The organism is Sphingorhabdus sp. (genome assembly GCF_029865925.1).
Classification (GTDB): domain Bacteria; phylum Pseudomonadota; class Alphaproteobacteria; order Sphingomonadales; family Sphingomonadaceae; genus Sphingorhabdus_B.
The window spans coordinates 1-16,680 of sequence record NZ_JARXAI010000050.1 but is presented as its reverse complement, the minus strand read 5'-3'; the positions used below and the strand labels follow the sequence as shown (position 1 = coordinate 16,680).

Genomic DNA, 16,680 nt, shown 5'->3' with positions numbered 1-16,680 from the left:
GTAATTAGACCTTCATCTTCGCGTTGTCGGCATCATAAGCCGGGTGCTCCAAAACCGTTCCAACACGGCGTTCGCCTTGAAGCATGATATCAAAACTTGACCCCGGCGTCGCATTCTCAAGCGGCACACAGGCAAAGAAAAGGCTTTTGCCGACACGGTGGCCATAACCACCCGACGTCGTGAGGCCAATGCAGTGGTCGCCGATCAAACATGGTTCAGCGCCGCGCACATCGACATTGGTTGCGTCCACCTCGCCATAGACAATGCGGAAACGGTCAGGTGCATCCAGCGTAGCCTGCTTGCCGACAAAATCGTCTTTTTTGAAATTGATGAAGCGCGGCATGTCGGCTTCGATCATCGTAAGCTCGTTCGTAAGTTCCGAGCCCCATGCCTTGTAGCCTTTCTCGACCCGCATCGTATTGGCGGCGTAAAGCCCATAATTGACGATGCCATATTCCTGCCCAGCGTCCCAAACGGCATTATACAATGCCGCAAGATCGCCGATCGCAGGATGCAGTTCCCATCCGAGCTCACCCGCATAAGAAACCCGAAGTGCGCGCATTTTTATGCCGGCAATCATGATCTCTTGACCACTGAGCCAGCGGAAACCTTCATTACCAAGGTCTGCATTCGTTAGTTTTGCCAGCACATCGCGCGAGCGAGGGCCGTTCATCACCAAAACGCCAAGGTCCATCGTCAAATTGCGGATGGTTACATCCTCATGCGGCAATTTGCTATGGATCAGCAAGTCCCAGTCGCGCTGTTCGGCGGCCGCAGCAGACAGACAATAAAAATTGTCATCGGCAAAGCGTGTGACCGTCATTTCACCGTAAATGCGACCCTGAACCGACAATGGATGGACCAAGCCGATGCCGCCCAATTTCTTTGGCATACGGTTTGCACAAATACGGTTGAGGAAGGCCTCCGCGTCGGGGCCACACACATCATATTTCGCAAAGCCGGAGAGATCGAGCACACCGACGCGTTCGGCAACAGCCTTCACCTCGGCGGCAACTGCTGCAAAGCTGTTGGTCCGGTTATAGCCGCCTTCTTCTTCAGCGCCGTCGAGTGCAAAATATTTGGGCCGCTCCCAGCCATAGGTTTCGCCATAAACGGCGCCGGCGGAAAGCAGCTGGCCGTAAAGCGCGCTCGTTTTTTGTGGACGACCATCGGGCTCCTCTTCACCAGGAAGCCGCGTCGTAAACGTCATCCGGTAATCTAGGAAAACCTTATCACGGCTGTAGTTTTCGTCTGCATATGGGCCGTAACGCCGCGGATCGAATTCGGTCATATTGATGTCGGCATCACCGAACACCATCCATTGCGCCATATATTTGCCAGCGCCGCCACCTTGCGCAATACCAAAGCTGGTACCGCAACAATGCCAGAAGTTTTTAAGGCCTATAGCTGGTCCTAACAACGGTCCGCCATCGGGCGTATGCGGGATAGCGCCATTTACGAAGCGCCGCAGGCCGACCTCACCAAACATAGGCATCCGCTCAATCGCGCGTTCGAGCCACGGGGCGATCCGCTCCAGATCTTCTGGAAACAGCTCGCTGGTGGAATCCCACTCGGGGTGCCCGCCGCGCGGAGCCCATGCCTCCGCCAAGCCGGTGTTCTCATATACGCCGATTAGTCCGCTCTTTTGTTCCTGACGGAAATAGCCGGAAACATGCGGGCAGCGCATAACGGGGATTTCTTCTTCGCGGTCCTTGAACGCAGGAATGGGATCGGTGACGACATAATGATGCTCCATATTGGTCACCGGAATGTCGATGCCTGCCATTTGCGCGATTTGCCTCGCATAGCAGCCGGCCGCGTTTACAACGATTTCCGCGCGAATCGTGCCTTTTTCGGTCTCAACATCCCATTCGCCTGATGGCAATTGGGTCAGGGCGGTCACGCGGTTTTTGCGCACGATCTTCGCGCCCATATTCTTTGCACCAATGGCAAGCGCATTGCAGATGCCCGATGGGTCAGCATGTCCGTCTTCCGTGGTCCGCGCGCCGGCGATGACACCATCAAGTGTCATGAACGGGTTGTGCCGGAGAATTTCCTCAGGCGGGATAATCTCCATTTCAAAGCCGATGATCTTCGAAAAGCCTTCAATATAGCGCATCCACGCGAGTTCGCGTTCGTTCGTCGCAAGACGGATGCCGCCCGATTTATGCCAGCTTACATATTGCCCTGTAAGCCCCTCAAGCCGCGGGTAGAGCTCATTGCTATACGCGTGCATCTTGGCGAGATTATAGCTTCCGGTGATGTTTGGACATTGCCCGGCGGCGTGCCAGGTGGAGCCGGATGTGAGCTCGTCCTTTTCAATCAACAGACAGTCGGTCCAGCCAAGCTCTGCGAGATGGTAGAGCAACGATGCCCCCATTATGCCGCCACCAATAATAACAACCCGCGCCGATGTTTGCATGATAGCTGTGCTCCTTAAGGCTTTAAAACGATGGAACCTTAGGGCGGGTTTGAGGTCGGACACAAATGGGGAATATGACGGGACTGGTTAAAAAAATTTTTGAGTCCTAATCGCTAGTGGATGTAAGGAACTCGGTGTAAATTCATATCATGAAAGTTCAGCTATGCGGGTTGCGTTGATTACAGGTGCGGCACAAGGCGTCGGTTTTGCGACGGCGAAGATGTTTGCTGACACAGGATATCATGTCGTCATGACCGATGTGCAGCCGCTTGATGCGCAAATCGCTATATTGGAAGAAGGCGGCGGGCGTGTCTCCGCGCTGTCCGGTGATATTTCGTCTGAGGCTTTTGTCATCGAATTGGCCAAAAAAATCGCACATGAGCACCAAGCAGCGGATGTGCTCGTCAATAATGCCGGCATCAGCATGATATCCCCCGCCGAAGACACCAGTATCGAACAATGGCAGCGTGTAATCAACGTTAACCTGACTGGTCCGTTTCTACTGTGCCGAGAAATTGGTAAGCAAATGCTTGCGCGTCAGCGCGGCAATATTGTCAACGTTGCCTCAATTGCCGGCCTTCATGGCGTGATCGACCGTTCAGCCTATAATGCATCCAAGCATGGGTTGGTCGGTTTGACCCGGACCCTTGCCGCAGAATGGGGCAGTCGCGGTGTCCGTGTAAACGCCGTATGCCCCGGTTGGATTAAAACCGAGATGGACGAAGCAGACCAAGGTTCAGGTGCGTATTCCGATTCCGATATCATCAACCGCGTGCCTATGGGCCGTTTTGCGAAACCGGAGGATGTTGCGCGGGCGATCGCATTTCTTGCGCATGAAGACAGCTTCATCAACGGCGTGAGCTTACCCGTCGATGGTGGATGGATTGCCGATGCCAGCTGGGATGCCCTTCGTGTAAAAAAACGGTAAGGCTACTGCGCGGCCTTGCACCAATGAGCAGGTCATATTATGCAACTTTGGACCGTCACAGCATAGTCACAGTTATGATCTAAGCACAAGCTGTCTGAGATATTGTCTTAATAGCGAAGCGAAGCCCAATGACGACTATTTCTATCTCTTTTCCCAAGGTCGGTTCGCAAGCGTATCTTCTTTGCGCGATGCGCATATTGTGGATAGCGATGCCATTAGCAATATTATTGCCGCTTCACCTTCTATGGCTCCTTCTGAAACTACCTTCGCCTTGGGCTATGCTGTTCCTGCGCATTTGCGCACGCGCTCTGGGCGCGCGCGTCACAGTTTATGGCAAACCATTGCGCAGAGATGTATTTTTCGTCGCCAACCATATTTCATGGCACGACATTCCGATTTTAGCCGGGATCACTGGATCTGCTTTTGTGGCACAGGACGGCGTTCGGGATTGGCCAGTGATTGGCTGGCTCGCAAAGTTAAATCGCACGATTTTCATCAGCCGCTCTGAAAAACAAAATGTCGCACAGCAAGTGGCTGAGCTGCGTGAAGCGATTGCAGAGAATTGGTCAGTCACGCTTTTTCCCGAAGGCACGACATCCGATGGCCGTGGGCTATTGCCGTTTAAACAATCGCTGTTTGCCACACTCGCGCCCCCACCCAAACCGATGATGATTCAGCCTGTCTATTTGGATTTTGGCATTGACGGACCCGATATCGCATGGCTGGGCGAGGAAACTGGCTGGGAAAGCGCTTGGCGCGCATTTACACGGCCCGGAAGCTACGACGTTGGTGTGCATTTCCTTGAACCATTTGATCCAGGCGCCCTTGCGGATCGCAAAATCGTGTGCGCACTTGCCCGTTCTCGAATTGCGGCAGCGCTGTCATCCAAGCTTGGATATAGCGTCACTTGAATTAGGTGGTCGCTCTTTACCCAATAGCGCATAGTAAAATAATTCACCCAATTGGCCAAATTTTTCAATTGTAGCGGCGCGCCGACGGCGCTCTAACTTTTCCCAATTGGCGGACAACGCCTATCGGAAATAGACTGGTTGCAATCATGAAAATCGGATTTATCGGCCTTGGCAATGTCGGCGGAAAGCTTGCGGGTAGCTTGATACGCAATGGCCATGAAGTGACTGTCCGCGACCTAGATGATGCTCTTGTTGCAGAATATGTGGCGCGCGGTGCATCTTCGGCCGCCTCTCCGAAAGAATTGGGCGAAGCTGTAGATCTTATCATCACCTGCCTTCCTTCTCCTGCCGCCAGTTCAGCTGTTGCCGAGGGCGAAGATGGCTTTCTGCAGGTCATGCGCCAGGGGCAGGTATGGCTTGAAATGAGCACCACCGATTATAGTGAAATCATCCGGCTTGGGGCCCTGGTCGAGGCGCGCGGCGCCATGTTTATGGAATGCCCTGTTTCCGGCGGCTGTCACCGCGCCGATACTGGCAATATCGCAATTTTTGCCGGCGGCCCGCGCGCTGCGTTCGAATTTGTTCTGCCGGTTTTGACAACAATGGGACGTCGTATATTGCACACAGGCGATCTGGGAACCGCGTCGCAATTGAAAGTGATGACCAATTATCTCTGCACAGTGCATCTGGTTGCGCTGGCTGAGGCGCTGACAACGTGCAAAGCCATCGGGCTTGATATGAATACAACATATGAGGCTATCCGCATTTCATCGGGCAACAGCTTTGTCCACGAAACTGAAAGCCAGGTCATTCTCAACGGAAGCCGCGACATTAACTTCACCATGGATCTGGTCAGCAAAGATGTCGGCCTGTTCAACAAAATTGCCCACGCCGCCAATGTCCCCGTCGAACTGTCGCCGTTAATCGTTAAAATCTTCAAAGAGGGCGAAGAGGCCTTCGGTTCTCGCGAATTTTCACCAAACATTATCCGCCGTTACGAAGAACCACTGGGCATCAAAGTTTTGGGCACTGGCTTTCCGGCCGATATGGTGGACGATGAACCCGAAGAGCGCGGCTATGAGGTGGTTCCGAAACGCTAATCCGCCACGACCTATCGGCTATTTTCCACATTCTTGAACACCCAATCCATGAAAGTTCGGATCCGCAGATTTTCTTTCATATCTTTGCGGCAGATGAGCCCCCACGCACCCGGACATACGGCCTTATGGGCGATAGGTTGAACCAGCCGACCGGCCGCTAGGTCCTGATCAACAAAAGGACCGTTAACTAAAGCTATCCCTTCGCCATTGAGCGCCATTTCGAGCGCAACGGCCAAGGTATCGACCATAAGATAGGGAGCCGATGGTTCAAACGGCGCACCTGCCGAAGCAAACCAAGTTTCCCAATTTTGCACTTCGGTATAAATAGCAACCAGAGGCTTGGTCATCAAACCTTCAGGGGATGGATTTTGCCCCATCGCAGCGGCCACTTCCGGGCTGCACACGGGAAATAGCGCATATTCATACAGCGGCATCCAATAAAACTTCGCTGGATCAGGTTCAGCTTCACAATAGACCAGACCGACATCGGCGTGGACATCATCAAACTCCCATTCGACCGCGCATGTATTCAGTGAGAGTTTGACTTCGGGGTGATCCGCCAAAAACTGCGGCACCCGCTTGGCAAGCCAGCGAATTGAAGCTGTTACATAGGTTTGCACACGCAGTGGCTTGTCGAGTGCGTTGCGGTGCACTTCCTCGACGCCTTCGAGTAAGGATTCAAACGCAGCGCGTACATACGGATAGAGCACTTTGCCCTCTTCCGTCGAAACGATGTGCCGCCCTTCCTGTACAAACAAGGTTACGCCAAGGGCATCTTCAACAAGTTGAACCTGATGGCTGACTGCAGGGTGCGTCAGACACAATTCGTCTGCTGCGTCGCGGATACTTTGGTGCCGCGTTGCCGCTTCAAAGCCCTTAAGTGCTTTCAGAGGCGGTAATTGTTTAAGGTCAATCTTTGGATGCATCGCGTCACTCCCCAGATTCGCGCTATGGCATGGGGTTAGCACAGTCAAAAAGAACTGGTAAATAAAATTAACGCGTGCTTTTTGCGTCTTCCAAGATCATTGCCGCGCCTTTTTCGGCAACCATGACAGTAGGCGCGTTTGTATTTCCCGAAGTGATTGTCGGGAACACCGAGGCGTCTACAACCCGCAAACCCTCGATACCATGAACGCGCAAGCGGGCATCGACCACCGAACTGACGGGATCTGTCCCCATCATGCAGGTACTTGTTGGGTGATACACCGTGTCGGCACGGGCGCGGAAATCGGCCAGCAAAGCTTCGTCGCCATCCACATGTGTTCCGGGAACAAGTTCCTCGGTTATGATATCTGCAAGCGGCTTAGTAGATGCGATCTCACGCAATATCCGGTTGCCAGCCAACACATCATCAATGTCCGATTGCGTCGCCAGATAGTTCGGATGAATGGCCGGATATTGCGAAGGGTCTGGGCTGGTCAGTTCAATATGCCCTCGGCTGGTCGGACGGCAGGGGTTGTGCGACAGCAAAAACGCCGAAAATGGATCGGGGTTCAGAAGCTTTCGTTCCGACAAGGGGGTCTTCGTGTAACTGACCGGACTAAAATACAGTTGGAGATTAGGGTGCGCTTTAGTCGCGTCGCTTCGCACAAAACCACCGCTTTGATTGACGCTCAGCGACAGCGGCCCTGCCCGGTCAGCAATGTAGCGCAAACCGGCCCGCAGCTTGCCTAAAAACGGGTGAAGGACATCGTTCAACGTTGCTGTGCGCACTTTGTAAAAATAGGACACCGCAATATGGTCCTGCAAATTACGGCCCACCGCTTTTGCATCGACCAGCGTTTCGATGCCGACATTTTTCAAATGGCTTGCATCGCCGATACCGGAGAGCATCAACAGTTGTGGAGAGTTAATTGCGCCTCCTGCTAGGATCACTTCGCGCCGTGCCTTCGCCTCTACGCTTGCGCCCTTAGACGTGTACGCAACACCGACTGCGCGCCGTCCCTCAAACAATATGCGCGTTGCCTGCGCCCGGGTTTGGAGTTTCAGCGTCTTACGCTTTCGCGCCGGATGCAGAAACGCGTTCGCAGTTGATGCACGCCAACCGCCACGCGTGTTGATTTGATAATAGCCTACGCCCTCTGGCTTACAGCCGTTGAAATCGCTGCTGGCTGGAAAGCCCAACGTCTGCGCGGCTTCAATAAAGCTGCGGCAAATGGGATGGGCAAAGGGTGAGGCATCGGTAACATGTTGTGGCCCGCCTTGGCCATGATGCGCGCTGTGCCAGTCGAAATCCTCTGACTTTTTGAAATAGGGCAGCACATCGTCCCATCCCCAACCATTGTTACCCAAGGCTTTCCAATCATCGAAATCGTGCGGCTGGCCCCGAACATAGACCATCGCATTGATTGAACCTGACCCACCGATCACCTTTCCACGCGGCCAATAGCTCTGCCTTCCACCCAGCGCCTCAACCGGCTCGGTATCGTACATCCAGTTAATCCGCTTATCAAAAAAGGTGCGGCCATAGCCAATGGGCATTTGAATCCAAATTGACCGATCGCTTCCCCCAGCTTCCAGCAACAAGACGCTGTATTTGCCGTCTTCAGTCAGGCGGTTGGCCAGCACACAACCCGCCGTGCCTGCGCCGACGATAATATAGTCGAATTCCTCGGTCACTGGACGGGGTGCTGCGTCATTTCGAGATGAAGCATATTGCCGGTATATGGATTGGCACGCGCAACATCTTCGTTTAATTCCACGCCCAACCCCGGCTCGGTCGATGGAATGACATGCCCCTCTTCAAAACGGATGGGCGATTTCAAAATTTCAGTGTGAAAACCACCCCAACTCTCAATGCTTTCAAGAATGAGGAAGTTTGGTGAACAGGTTGCAATCTGGATATTGGCCGCGCCAACCACGGGACCGCAGTAAAGATGCGGCGCGATCTGGACATGATCAACCTCAGCCATGGCAGCAATTTTTTTGGCTTCCAATATACCACCCACACGGCCCAGATTCATTTGGAGGATCGCCGCCGCGCCCGCGCGCAACAGCCGTGCGAAATCATATTTTGTCGTCAATCGTTCACCCGTTGCAATGGGAATAGACGTTGCCCTTGCAACCTTGGCCATTTCATCGGGCGCATCGGGCGGCACAGGCTCTTCCAGCCAAAGCGGATCATATGGCTCAAGCCGTTTGGCCAGCCGGATCGCCCCTGCTGCTGTCATCTGCCCATGCGTTCCAAACAGCAAATCTGCTTTCATCCCGACAGCCTCACGCAAGGATTTTGCAAACCGCGCGCATAGGTCAAGCGCTTCCAACGACAATTGGCGTCCATCAAATGCGGAATACGGACCGGCAGGGTCAAACTTCAGCGCGGTGAAGCCTTGGGCCAGATATTCCGCCGATCGTTCTGCCGCAAGATCGGGATCGTGATACACATCTTTTGTGTCGCCGGCTCGCGGGTAGATGTACGTGTACGCACGTAAGCGTTCGTGCACTTGCCCACCAAGCAACTTGTACACCGGCTTATTTGCTTCTTTGCCGATGATGTCCCAGCACGCCATTTCGATCGCCGACAAAACGCCCATCAATGTCAAATCAGGATGCTGGGTGAAGCCGCTTGAATATACCCGACGCCACATCGTTTCGATATCGTGAGGATCATTGCCTGCGACATAACGCGCAAATACATCCTCAATCATCTTGGCAACAAGGTGTGGTTCAAACGGCACACAATATGCCTCGCCGATACCTGACACACCGCTGTCGGTCGTTATCTTGACGAAGACAAAATAGCGTCCGCCAAAATGCGGCGGCGGGTTGCCTACGACGAAGGTTTCGATGTCGGTCAGCTTCATACTGGGCGGAACCCGCTGATCGATTTGATCTCCAGAAAATCACGTACGCCAAACTCGCCATATTCGCGGCCATTGCCCGACTGTTTGTAGCCGCCAAACGGCGCCATATAGTCTTGGCTAGTGCCATTAATGCTTACACCGCCCGCCCGCATGAGCCGCGATACCCGGCGGGCGCGATCCATATCGCCGGTCTGCACATAGGCATAGAGGCCATAAGGCGAGTCATTGGCGATGGCGATGGCATCGGCTTCATCCTTAAACGGAATCAGAACCAGCACCGGCCCAAACACTTCTTCTTGCGCAATGCGCATCTTATTATGGACGCCAGCAAAAACTGTGGGTTTCACATAATAGCCGCGATCAAAGCCGTCGGCACGACCGGTACCGCCCGCAACAAGCTGAGCGCCTTCATCGATTCCAACCTGAATCAGGCCTTGGATCTTGTCATAATGTGCCTTGCTGACCACCGGGCCATAATGTGGCCCCTTTTCCTTCGGGTCGCCAAGCTGAGCGGCTTTCGCTGCGCGCGCAGCAATTGCAACTGCCGCGTCATAAACCGATTGCTCGACAAGCATACGCGTCGGCGCGTTGCAGGACTGGCCAGTGTTCCCATAGCAATGCAGAACGCCGCGTGTCACCGCTGCTTCCAGATCGCTGTCGGCAAAAACAATATTGGCCGATTTACCACCCAGTTCCTGCGCAACACGCTTGACTGTATCCGCGGCATTTTTGGCAATCTGCACACCCGCACGCGTTGAACCGGTGAAGGAGATCATGTCGACTTCCGCATGGCTGGTCAGTGCATCACCAACAGATACGCCCGTACCATGGATCATGTTGAACACGCCTTTGGGGAAACCGGCCTCATGGACCATTTCGGCAAATAACTGCGCCGACAAAGGGGCCATCTCGCTGGGTTTCAAAACCATCGTGCAGCCTGTAATCAGAGCTGGCCCGACTTTACACACGATCTGATTTATCGGCCAGTTCCACGGCGTAATAAGTACGCAGACGCCGATAGGCTCATGCACAACAATGCCATCCACGCCGACATTATATTCCCACGTCATTTCGCGTACGGCCTTCACCGTCGCGCGCAAATGCCCGGGGCCACTTTCGGCCTGCGCATCGTGGGACAAATCATACGGCGCGCCCATCTCGGTCGAAATAGCGGTCACCATCTCATCATAACGCCGTTCAAAGGTGGTGATCAGCTTTTCAACCAACGCGATCCGATGCTCAAGCGAAGTAGCCGCGTAGGCGTCAAAAGCAGCGCGCGCTGCTGTCACGGCCAAATCGACATCGTCACGCCCGCAAACAGCAACGACGGCGCAAACTTCCTCGGTCGCCGGATTTACGGCATCTACAGTCGTGGTCGAGGTCGCGGGGAGTACCCATTCGCCGTTAATATAGGATTTTAGCGGCAAATTAGACATATCCAATGGCTCTCTTTTGATCTTCAATAATGTATTTTTCGGCGCGCCAATAATGCCACGCGGCCCACAAGCCAGTTGGTGCGAGAATGAGTTGCGCGAGACGCAAAGAATCCGCATTCCCGCCACCCACAGCGTCAAAAAAGTCGCTTAGGCTGCCAACAATTGTGGGCGCAACGATAAGGTTCAGAACATTGGCGATAACCAACGATATGGCTACCGCCATGGCCCGCATTTTCGGTGCAGCCAAGTTCTGGCAAAGTGCAAATGCTGGGCCAATATAGAAATAGATTGCCGGAATGAACAGCCACCACATCACCTGCGCCACACCCAGATCCCGTGTATAATAAGCAAGAAACGACGGGACAGTAGCCAATGCCGTTACCACAGCCAAAAGCCGGGCAATTTTACGTGGGTCGGTATAGGTAGGACGCGCCACAACCCATGCCGTCAACAAAGACGCACCAATACCGCCAACAAGGTAAATCCAGCCCAGCATGCCGCCGGCTTCGCCTTCGTCCATGCCGTAGGTGCGTTGCAGGAACAACGGCGTGAACCACATCAATCCCCAACCCCAAAAAGCTGACAGCCCGCTGCCCATCATCGCATGCACGGCTGATTTTTGTGACCACAGGAACTTCATCGTTTCCATGATTGTGGGTGCTTTATCTTCCTTCACCACGTCAAGGCGCCCACGCTTGGGTTCCTTAATCGTTACCATGATGATCAGCGCCAAAATGATACCGGGCACGCCCAGCACAAAGAATGCGGCGCGCCAGCCATGAACTGTAGAGACGAGGCCCGCGATGTCCGAACCAAGCCAGGCCCCGATCGGGGCGCCAAGTGCAAACACGGTCATAGCCATAGAGCGCCGGTCGGCGGGAAAGTAGTCAGCGATAATGGAATTGCAAGCCGGCGTGCCTCCAGCCTCACCGATACCAACGCCCACACGGGCCAAAAGCAAGTCTAAATAGCCGCGCGTGTACCCCGTAATCGCTGTCATAAATGACCAAACGGCAACCGACGCGGCCAGAAGGTTGCGGCGGTTCGTGCGATCACACAGCCATGACAATGGAATTCCCATTATCACATAGAAAAGCGCGAGCGGCAGACCAAGCCATGCCGTTTCCGTGTCACTCAACTTTAACTCTTTACTGATGGGTCCAAGCAGCGTGGACAGAACATACCGGTCCGCGATACTGATCGTGTACACCAGCATCATGATGATCAGGACATACCAACGCTGGCCCAGCGAGGAGACTTCATCGGCATTTACCGGCGCGTTCGGAGCATTGCTTGCCATATTCATTCCCCTCAGGTTGCGGCCAGTTCTGGGCCCAATACATCACGCAACGGGTCGAGATAGGAAGAGAAATTCTCCCATTGATCGACACCGCTTTTAAAAATGGGTTGTCGCACCTGTTCCGAGCTCGCAGTGCGGACCGCGCGCTCATTCTGGTGGAAATTGAGGCATGCCTCTTCAAAAGGTAGACCGCAATGGTCGAGCAGTCGACGAACCTGTGTTTCCAAGTCCGCAACGACGTCCTCATAGCGGACGCGCAAAATCTTGCCGGGCAAAACAGTGTCCCAGTGGTCCATTAGTCGCACATAGTCCGAATAATATTGGCCGATTTCTTGAAGCCCATAGGTGAATTCCTGACCTTCAGCGAACAGCTGTTTAAAACCACTGAAACAGCAACCCATGGCCCCACGCCGCGCATCAATGATCTTTGCATTCGGCAAGATCATGTGAATGAGACCAATGTGACGGAAGTTATTGGGCATTTTATCGATGAAAAAGGGCGAGCCACCCTTGCGGTATATCTGCGTGTCGCGGATAAACTCCTCGCCAAAGCGGGTAACATCTTCATGCGTCAAATCCGCTAAGCTGCCGGGATATTCTGGTTCCTCACCAACAACGCGCCGCCGGTCAAGCCGAAAGGCCAAGGCAAAAATATTCGGCAGCTCCATCGTGCCTTCGACCTGACTGTGCGATGCCAGAATTTGTTCTAGCAAGGTGGAGCCCGCGCGGGGCAGCCCAACAATGAAAATCGGGTCAGGCGCGGGACAGCCTGCGCCTGAAAAACGGTTCAGGAGATCCGTCGACACCAGTTCACGCTGCAGCCGCATTTCGTTGGTCAGCCTTGCGGGATTATACTTAAGTTCCTCTCGCTTCAGGCGGTTGCCTAGCTCGTAATATTCGAACGACGCGCCATAGTCACCGCGATCCTCCAGCGCTTTCCCCAAGGCAAAACAGAGATGATACCGATCTTCAAGCGCTGTCATCGCCGAAGCTTGTCGCTCCCGCATCTGGGCGATCTCGGGATCGTCAAAACGGTATGTCTTCAGATTGGCCAAACTCCAATAAGCGTCGCCACAGTCCGGTCGCACCTGATAGGCCCGGCGATAGGCGGAAATTGCATCATCCTGCCGCCCGACAGTCTTGAGCGCATGGCCGTAAGTCAGATTTATGCCGGGATTATTCGGCATCGAACTGAGCAACGCTTCATAGATGAGCATTGCCGCATCAAAGTTACCAACCGCGAGATTTTCATTCGCGTACAGCATTTCAAACTCGGGATTATCGGGTTCTTTTTCCCGCAGTTCCGCGGCCTCACTGAGTGCCAGTTCGAATTTTTGGCGCTTGCGCAATACTTTTACATAATCGAAATGCGCGCTGACATTGTCGGGCGCCAGAACCTTAGCCGATTCCAGTAGAAACTCCGCCTCATCATAGGCATTGAATTTCATCCCGATGTCGGCAAGCAATCGCATGGCTTCAACATGATGGCCGTTGCGTTGCAGGAATGCGCGGCACAATTGCTCTGCTTTGTAGATACGCCCTTCCTGAATAAAGCTAGCAACGCTTAACAATTCAGGCGGAAGAGCAGACAGATGCGCATATTGCGCATGGGCAAAGTTGGCCGGTCCCTCACGTCCAGCCGAGCCATGCATTTCCGAGAGTATGCGCCAGCTTGCGACCAACGCGCCATTGTGGGTCACTGCACGCTGGTAAGCGGCAATGGCCTGTTCGTGCAAACCTCTATCGCGAAAGCAATGCCCGCGTTCTTGCCACGCCCGACCATAGCTGGCGTCAATGGCAATCAAACTATCAAGTGTCTTGAGGGCCGCTGGCACTTGGCGCTGCATTCGCTGCGACACGGCCAAAGTATACATCGCATCAATATTATCCGCCGCAGTTTGTAGTATGCGTTGGCACACTGCTTCCGCGTCAGACAAGCGGGCATTTTGCAGATGCGCCCGGGCTTCGCGCATCATGACTTCAATAGTTTCCGGCGAGGCCTCGGCCAACATTGTCACCTACTCTCCCATAATGTGACGAACGATTGCACGAACCCTGCAGCACTTCATACGCTTAACGCAACGCAGAAATGCAAATGTGGAAAGGCGCCCCCAGTTTCCCAGGGGCGCCTAACCTTTTCACTTAGATTTTGTAAGAGAAACGCAGTCCGATGGTGCGTGGACGTGAGGTCGTTGTACGAAGCTCACCGTCATTGCCGTTCTTGTACAATTCTGGCCGTTCATCGGTCAGGTTGTCACCAAACAATTCCAGGCGCCATTCATCTTTCGAGACACCAAACGATGCCGAAGCTGTGCTGTATGAACCAAGGTTCTGCGCAGCCTTTATGGGCAGAATTACGTCACCGGGACGGACAGTTACGCCGTTATAAGTTACAGGGATCGACGCAGCGTAGCCCAGTGTCGGGTTAGATCCTTGATACTTGATGTTGACGTTGTCGATAACGTCAGAGATGCTCTTGCCGACATAATGAACGCCAATCTGCGCGAACGGAGTGAGCCCAGAGGAAAGTTCCTTTTCCCAATGCAGGCGCGCATTGAACTGGAATTTGGGGCTCAACGCAAGCGGGCCGCCCAATGGACGGAGCACAGTTGTATTTTTCCGGTACTTCGTCATTTCGGAGTCATTGAACGAAAATGCACTGTTAAACGTCAATTCCGGCGTGGTGCGCCACGTTACGTCGCCTTCTAGACCTCGGATCCGGGCATCAACCAAGTTCGTGGTAAACGTCTGGTTCGAGATATTCTGATCGAAAACCGTAATCTGGATATTGCTCCAGTCGATCTGATACGCTGCGAAGTTTACTTGCAGACGCCGGTCGAGCAGCGAGAACTTCCCGCCAAATTCATAATTCTGTACCTTGTCAGGTACATATGTCCCAAGACGAACAAAGTCAGCGTTAGTGGGGCAAGTAGCACTTGGCACTCTGCAAGGGCGTCGGTTGAAACCACCTGGACGGAAACCATCCGAGTAGGTTGCATAGACCAGAGAGCCATCACCGATGCGATAGGTCAAATTGCCCTTGTACAGCACGCCATCATATTTTGCAGGTGAGGCATCAGCGTATAGCTGATTTAGATTGGCGCTAACATTATACGCATTGGGTGGCGATGCTGAAGCGGAATATGTTCCCGCAGCTGCATTGTAAACGCCCCGCGCCCCGCCAAAGCTGCCATTCGAAGAGCCATTGATAGAGGCTTTCTCGTTATAATAACGCAGGCCGCCGGTGAAAATCAGCGTTTCCGGAATGATGTCGAACGAGGCCTCACCATAGGCTGCGAACTGCTTATCCCTGCGCTGAACGTCGTTGAAAAAACCAACTTTCACAGGTCGGACGCTAGTATCATTGGCGTTTACCGAAGCGTTCGGCGCACGGCGGTAGATGAAACCAGCAGCTTCTTGCAAATACGACCAGTCGGTATTGTCGAACAATTTGTTATCATCGTAAAACAAGCCGAAAGTCCCGCGAATGCGCTTGTCCGCGGGTGTTGTTAGCCGTAATTCTTGCGTCATCCGCTCGGTCCGGTTACGAACCTGATAAGTTTTGCTCGGTGTGTAACAAGTATTGCCGATATTGCCGTTATAAGAAGCCGTGTAATATACGCCGCGATCACATTCATAATAAGGCAAGTATAGCCCGATGTTCGAATATCCTGCATAATCGGCAACCTGCGTGGCGCGGTGCTTCATAAACGAACCGGTGTAGATAAGGTCAAGCGCGCCCAAGCGGCCATTAACAGCCCATGTAGACAAGTTGACACGGTCCCTGAGCGAGTTGTCGTTAAACTTTGTAACCTTTAGGTCGCCCACGTCGGGTTCGAAATCGAACACGCCATCGGTGTCGAGTTCCTGACGCACATGCATCAAATCGACCGACCAATCGTCGGTCACCTTCCAAGTCAGCGCAAGACGGCCACCGCGATAGGTCGCGTCATTATAGTTATCTTCGACAAATGCATCATTGTTGAGGGTTTGGCGAGTAGGCGCACGGTACAGACTTCCTGTGCAATTCGGAACCGCAGTGGTGGCAGTGGCTTGGCACGACTGAATTGCGCGCATAACCAACAATGGGTTGCCAGTCGGCAATTTTCCGGCAACGCCTACATTGCCGTTGAACGGCATTTGGAAAGTTCCTGCAATATTGTCGATGTAACCGCCCTGGCGGTCGGTATACATCACGGCGCGGACTGCCAGTTTATCTTTAATGATGGGGATGTTGATGAATGCGTCCCCGGCTACACTCTCTTCACCGCCCTTGGTGAAGGCGTAGCTAGAGTTGAAACCGGCACCAAATGCGCTCGTGTCGGGCTTATTGGTAATGTAGCGGACCGCACCACCCATGGCACTTGCCCCGAAGAGCGTGCCTTGTGGACCTGCCAAGACTTCGACACGCTGGAGATCAACGGCGTAAAGGTCAAGGTTACGTCCAACGAGTGATGCTGGCGCATCGTTAATGTACAGAGCGACCGTTGGCTGCGGGCCGGCAGTACCTGCGATTTGCAAGCCTGGCGAATCCGTCGAAAGGCCGCGGATAAAAATCGAAGATGCACCTGGGCCGCGCGAAGCCGCGCGCACGTTTGGCAAATATTCGATCAGTTTTTCGAATTTGGTTATGTTCAAATCGCTCAGCGTGTCACCGCCCAAGGCAGTAATCGCGAGCGGAACTTTGTTTGCCGACTCTTCGCGACGCGTTGCGGTCACGACGATATCCGCGATCCCGCGATCCTGCTCTTCAGCTGTTTGCTGCGCAAATGCAGGAGTG

Annotated in this window: 11 protein-coding genes; 3 read left to right on the top strand and 8 right to left on the bottom strand. The window is 53.7% G+C overall.

Going from position 1 to position 16,680, the window contains the following annotated elements; translation table 11 throughout:
• Positions 1–4: 4 nt before the first annotated feature.
• Positions 5–2,422, bottom strand: coding sequence for an FAD-dependent oxidoreductase (locus tag QE270_RS04755; protein ID WP_300035965.1), 2,418 nt, complete (start codon positions 2,420–2,422; stop codon positions 5–7).
• Positions 2,423–2,585: 163 nt separating this feature from the next.
• Here QE270_RS04755 and QE270_RS04750 point away from each other — a divergent pair, with 163 nt between their 5' ends.
• The 3 genes from QE270_RS04750 (at position 2,586) to QE270_RS04740 (ending at position 5,361) form a co-directional block, all read left to right on the top strand.
• Entirely contained in the window at positions 2,586–3,350 is a 765-nt protein-coding gene (locus QE270_RS04750) for an SDR family NAD(P)-dependent oxidoreductase (RefSeq protein WP_300035962.1), read from the top strand.
• Between the two features lie 128 nt (positions 3,351–3,478).
• A complete protein-coding gene (locus QE270_RS04745) occupies positions 3,479–4,261 on the top strand; it encodes a lysophospholipid acyltransferase family protein (RefSeq protein WP_300035959.1) in 783 nt (260 codons plus the stop codon).
• A 146-nt stretch (positions 4,262–4,407) separates the two neighbouring features.
• Positions 4,408–5,361 (top strand): NAD(P)-dependent oxidoreductase, encoded by a 954-nt coding sequence (locus tag QE270_RS04740; protein ID WP_300035957.1) that lies wholly within the window; start codon positions 4,408–4,410, stop codon positions 5,359–5,361.
• Positions 5,362–5,372: 11 nt separating this feature from the next.
• Here the strand turns inward: QE270_RS04740 and QE270_RS04735 are convergent, their stop codons facing one another.
• The 7 genes from QE270_RS04735 to QE270_RS04705 form a co-directional block, all read right to left on the bottom strand.
• Positions 5,373–6,287, bottom strand: coding sequence for a LysR substrate-binding domain-containing protein (locus tag QE270_RS04735; RefSeq protein ID WP_300035954.1), 915 nt, complete (start codon positions 6,285–6,287; stop codon positions 5,373–5,375).
• A 67-nt stretch (positions 6,288–6,354) separates the two neighbouring features.
• Positions 6,355–7,980, bottom strand: a complete 1,626-nt coding sequence (locus tag QE270_RS04730; RefSeq protein ID WP_300035951.1) for a GMC family oxidoreductase N-terminal domain-containing protein — start codon at positions 7,978–7,980, stop codon at positions 6,355–6,357.
• The gene (locus QE270_RS04725; protein ID WP_300035948.1) at positions 7,977–9,164 is read right to left on the bottom strand and encodes a mandelate racemase/muconate lactonizing enzyme family protein; all 1,188 of its coding nucleotides are present in this window, start codon (positions 9,162–9,164) and stop codon (positions 7,977–7,979) included. The genes QE270_RS04730 and QE270_RS04725 overlap by 4 nt, the downstream gene beginning before the upstream one ends.
• Positions 9,161–10,600: an aldehyde dehydrogenase family protein gene (locus QE270_RS04720; RefSeq protein WP_300035946.1), complete on the bottom strand. Its 1,440-nt coding sequence runs from the start codon at positions 10,598–10,600 to the stop codon at positions 9,161–9,163. Before QE270_RS04720 ends, QE270_RS04725 begins: the two co-directional genes overlap by 4 nt.
• Positions 10,593–11,900 (bottom strand): MFS transporter, encoded by a 1,308-nt coding sequence (locus QE270_RS04715; RefSeq protein ID WP_300035943.1) that lies wholly within the window; start codon positions 11,898–11,900, stop codon positions 10,593–10,595. Before QE270_RS04715 ends, QE270_RS04720 begins: the two co-directional genes overlap by 8 nt.
• A gap of 11 nt (positions 11,901–11,911) precedes the next feature.
• Positions 11,912–13,912: a tetratricopeptide repeat-containing sulfotransferase family protein gene (locus QE270_RS04710; protein WP_300036015.1), complete on the bottom strand. Its 2,001-nt coding sequence runs from the start codon at positions 13,910–13,912 to the stop codon at positions 11,912–11,914.
• Positions 13,913–14,042: 130 nt separating this feature from the next.
• Positions 14,043–16,680 (bottom strand): TonB-dependent receptor (locus QE270_RS04705; RefSeq protein WP_300035940.1); only part of this gene is annotated, 2,638 nt, incomplete at its 5' end.

Excerpts from the sequence above, each read along its gene's own strand:
- QE270_RS04750 (WP_300035962.1), top strand. The coding sequence starts at position 2,586 with ATGCGGGTTGCGTTGATTACAGGTGCGGCACAAGGCGTCGGTTTTGCG.
- QE270_RS04740 (WP_300035957.1), top strand. The coding sequence starts at position 4,408 with ATGAAAATCGGATTTATCGGCCTTGGCAATGTCGGCGGAAAGCTTGCG.
- QE270_RS04755 (WP_300035965.1), bottom strand. The coding sequence starts at position 2,422 with ATGCAAACATCGGCGCGGGTTGTTATTATTGGTGGCGGCATAATGGGG.
- QE270_RS04735 (WP_300035954.1), bottom strand. The coding sequence starts at position 6,287 with ATGCATCCAAAGATTGACCTTAAACAATTACCGCCTCTGAAAGCACTT.
- QE270_RS04745 (WP_300035959.1), top strand. The coding sequence starts at position 3,479 with ATGACGACTATTTCTATCTCTTTTCCCAAGGTCGGTTCGCAAGCGTAT.
- QE270_RS04720 (WP_300035946.1), bottom strand. The coding sequence starts at position 10,600 with ATGTCTAATTTGCCGCTAAAATCCTATATTAACGGCGAATGGGTACTC.
- QE270_RS04725 (WP_300035948.1), bottom strand. The coding sequence starts at position 9,164 with ATGAAGCTGACCGACATCGAAACCTTCGTCGTAGGCAACCCGCCGCCG.
- QE270_RS04715 (WP_300035943.1), bottom strand. The coding sequence starts at position 11,900 with ATGGCAAGCAATGCTCCGAACGCGCCGGTAAATGCCGATGAAGTCTCC.
- QE270_RS04710 (WP_300036015.1), bottom strand. The coding sequence starts at position 13,912 with ATGTTGGCCGAGGCCTCGCCGGAAACTATTGAAGTCATGATGCGCGAA.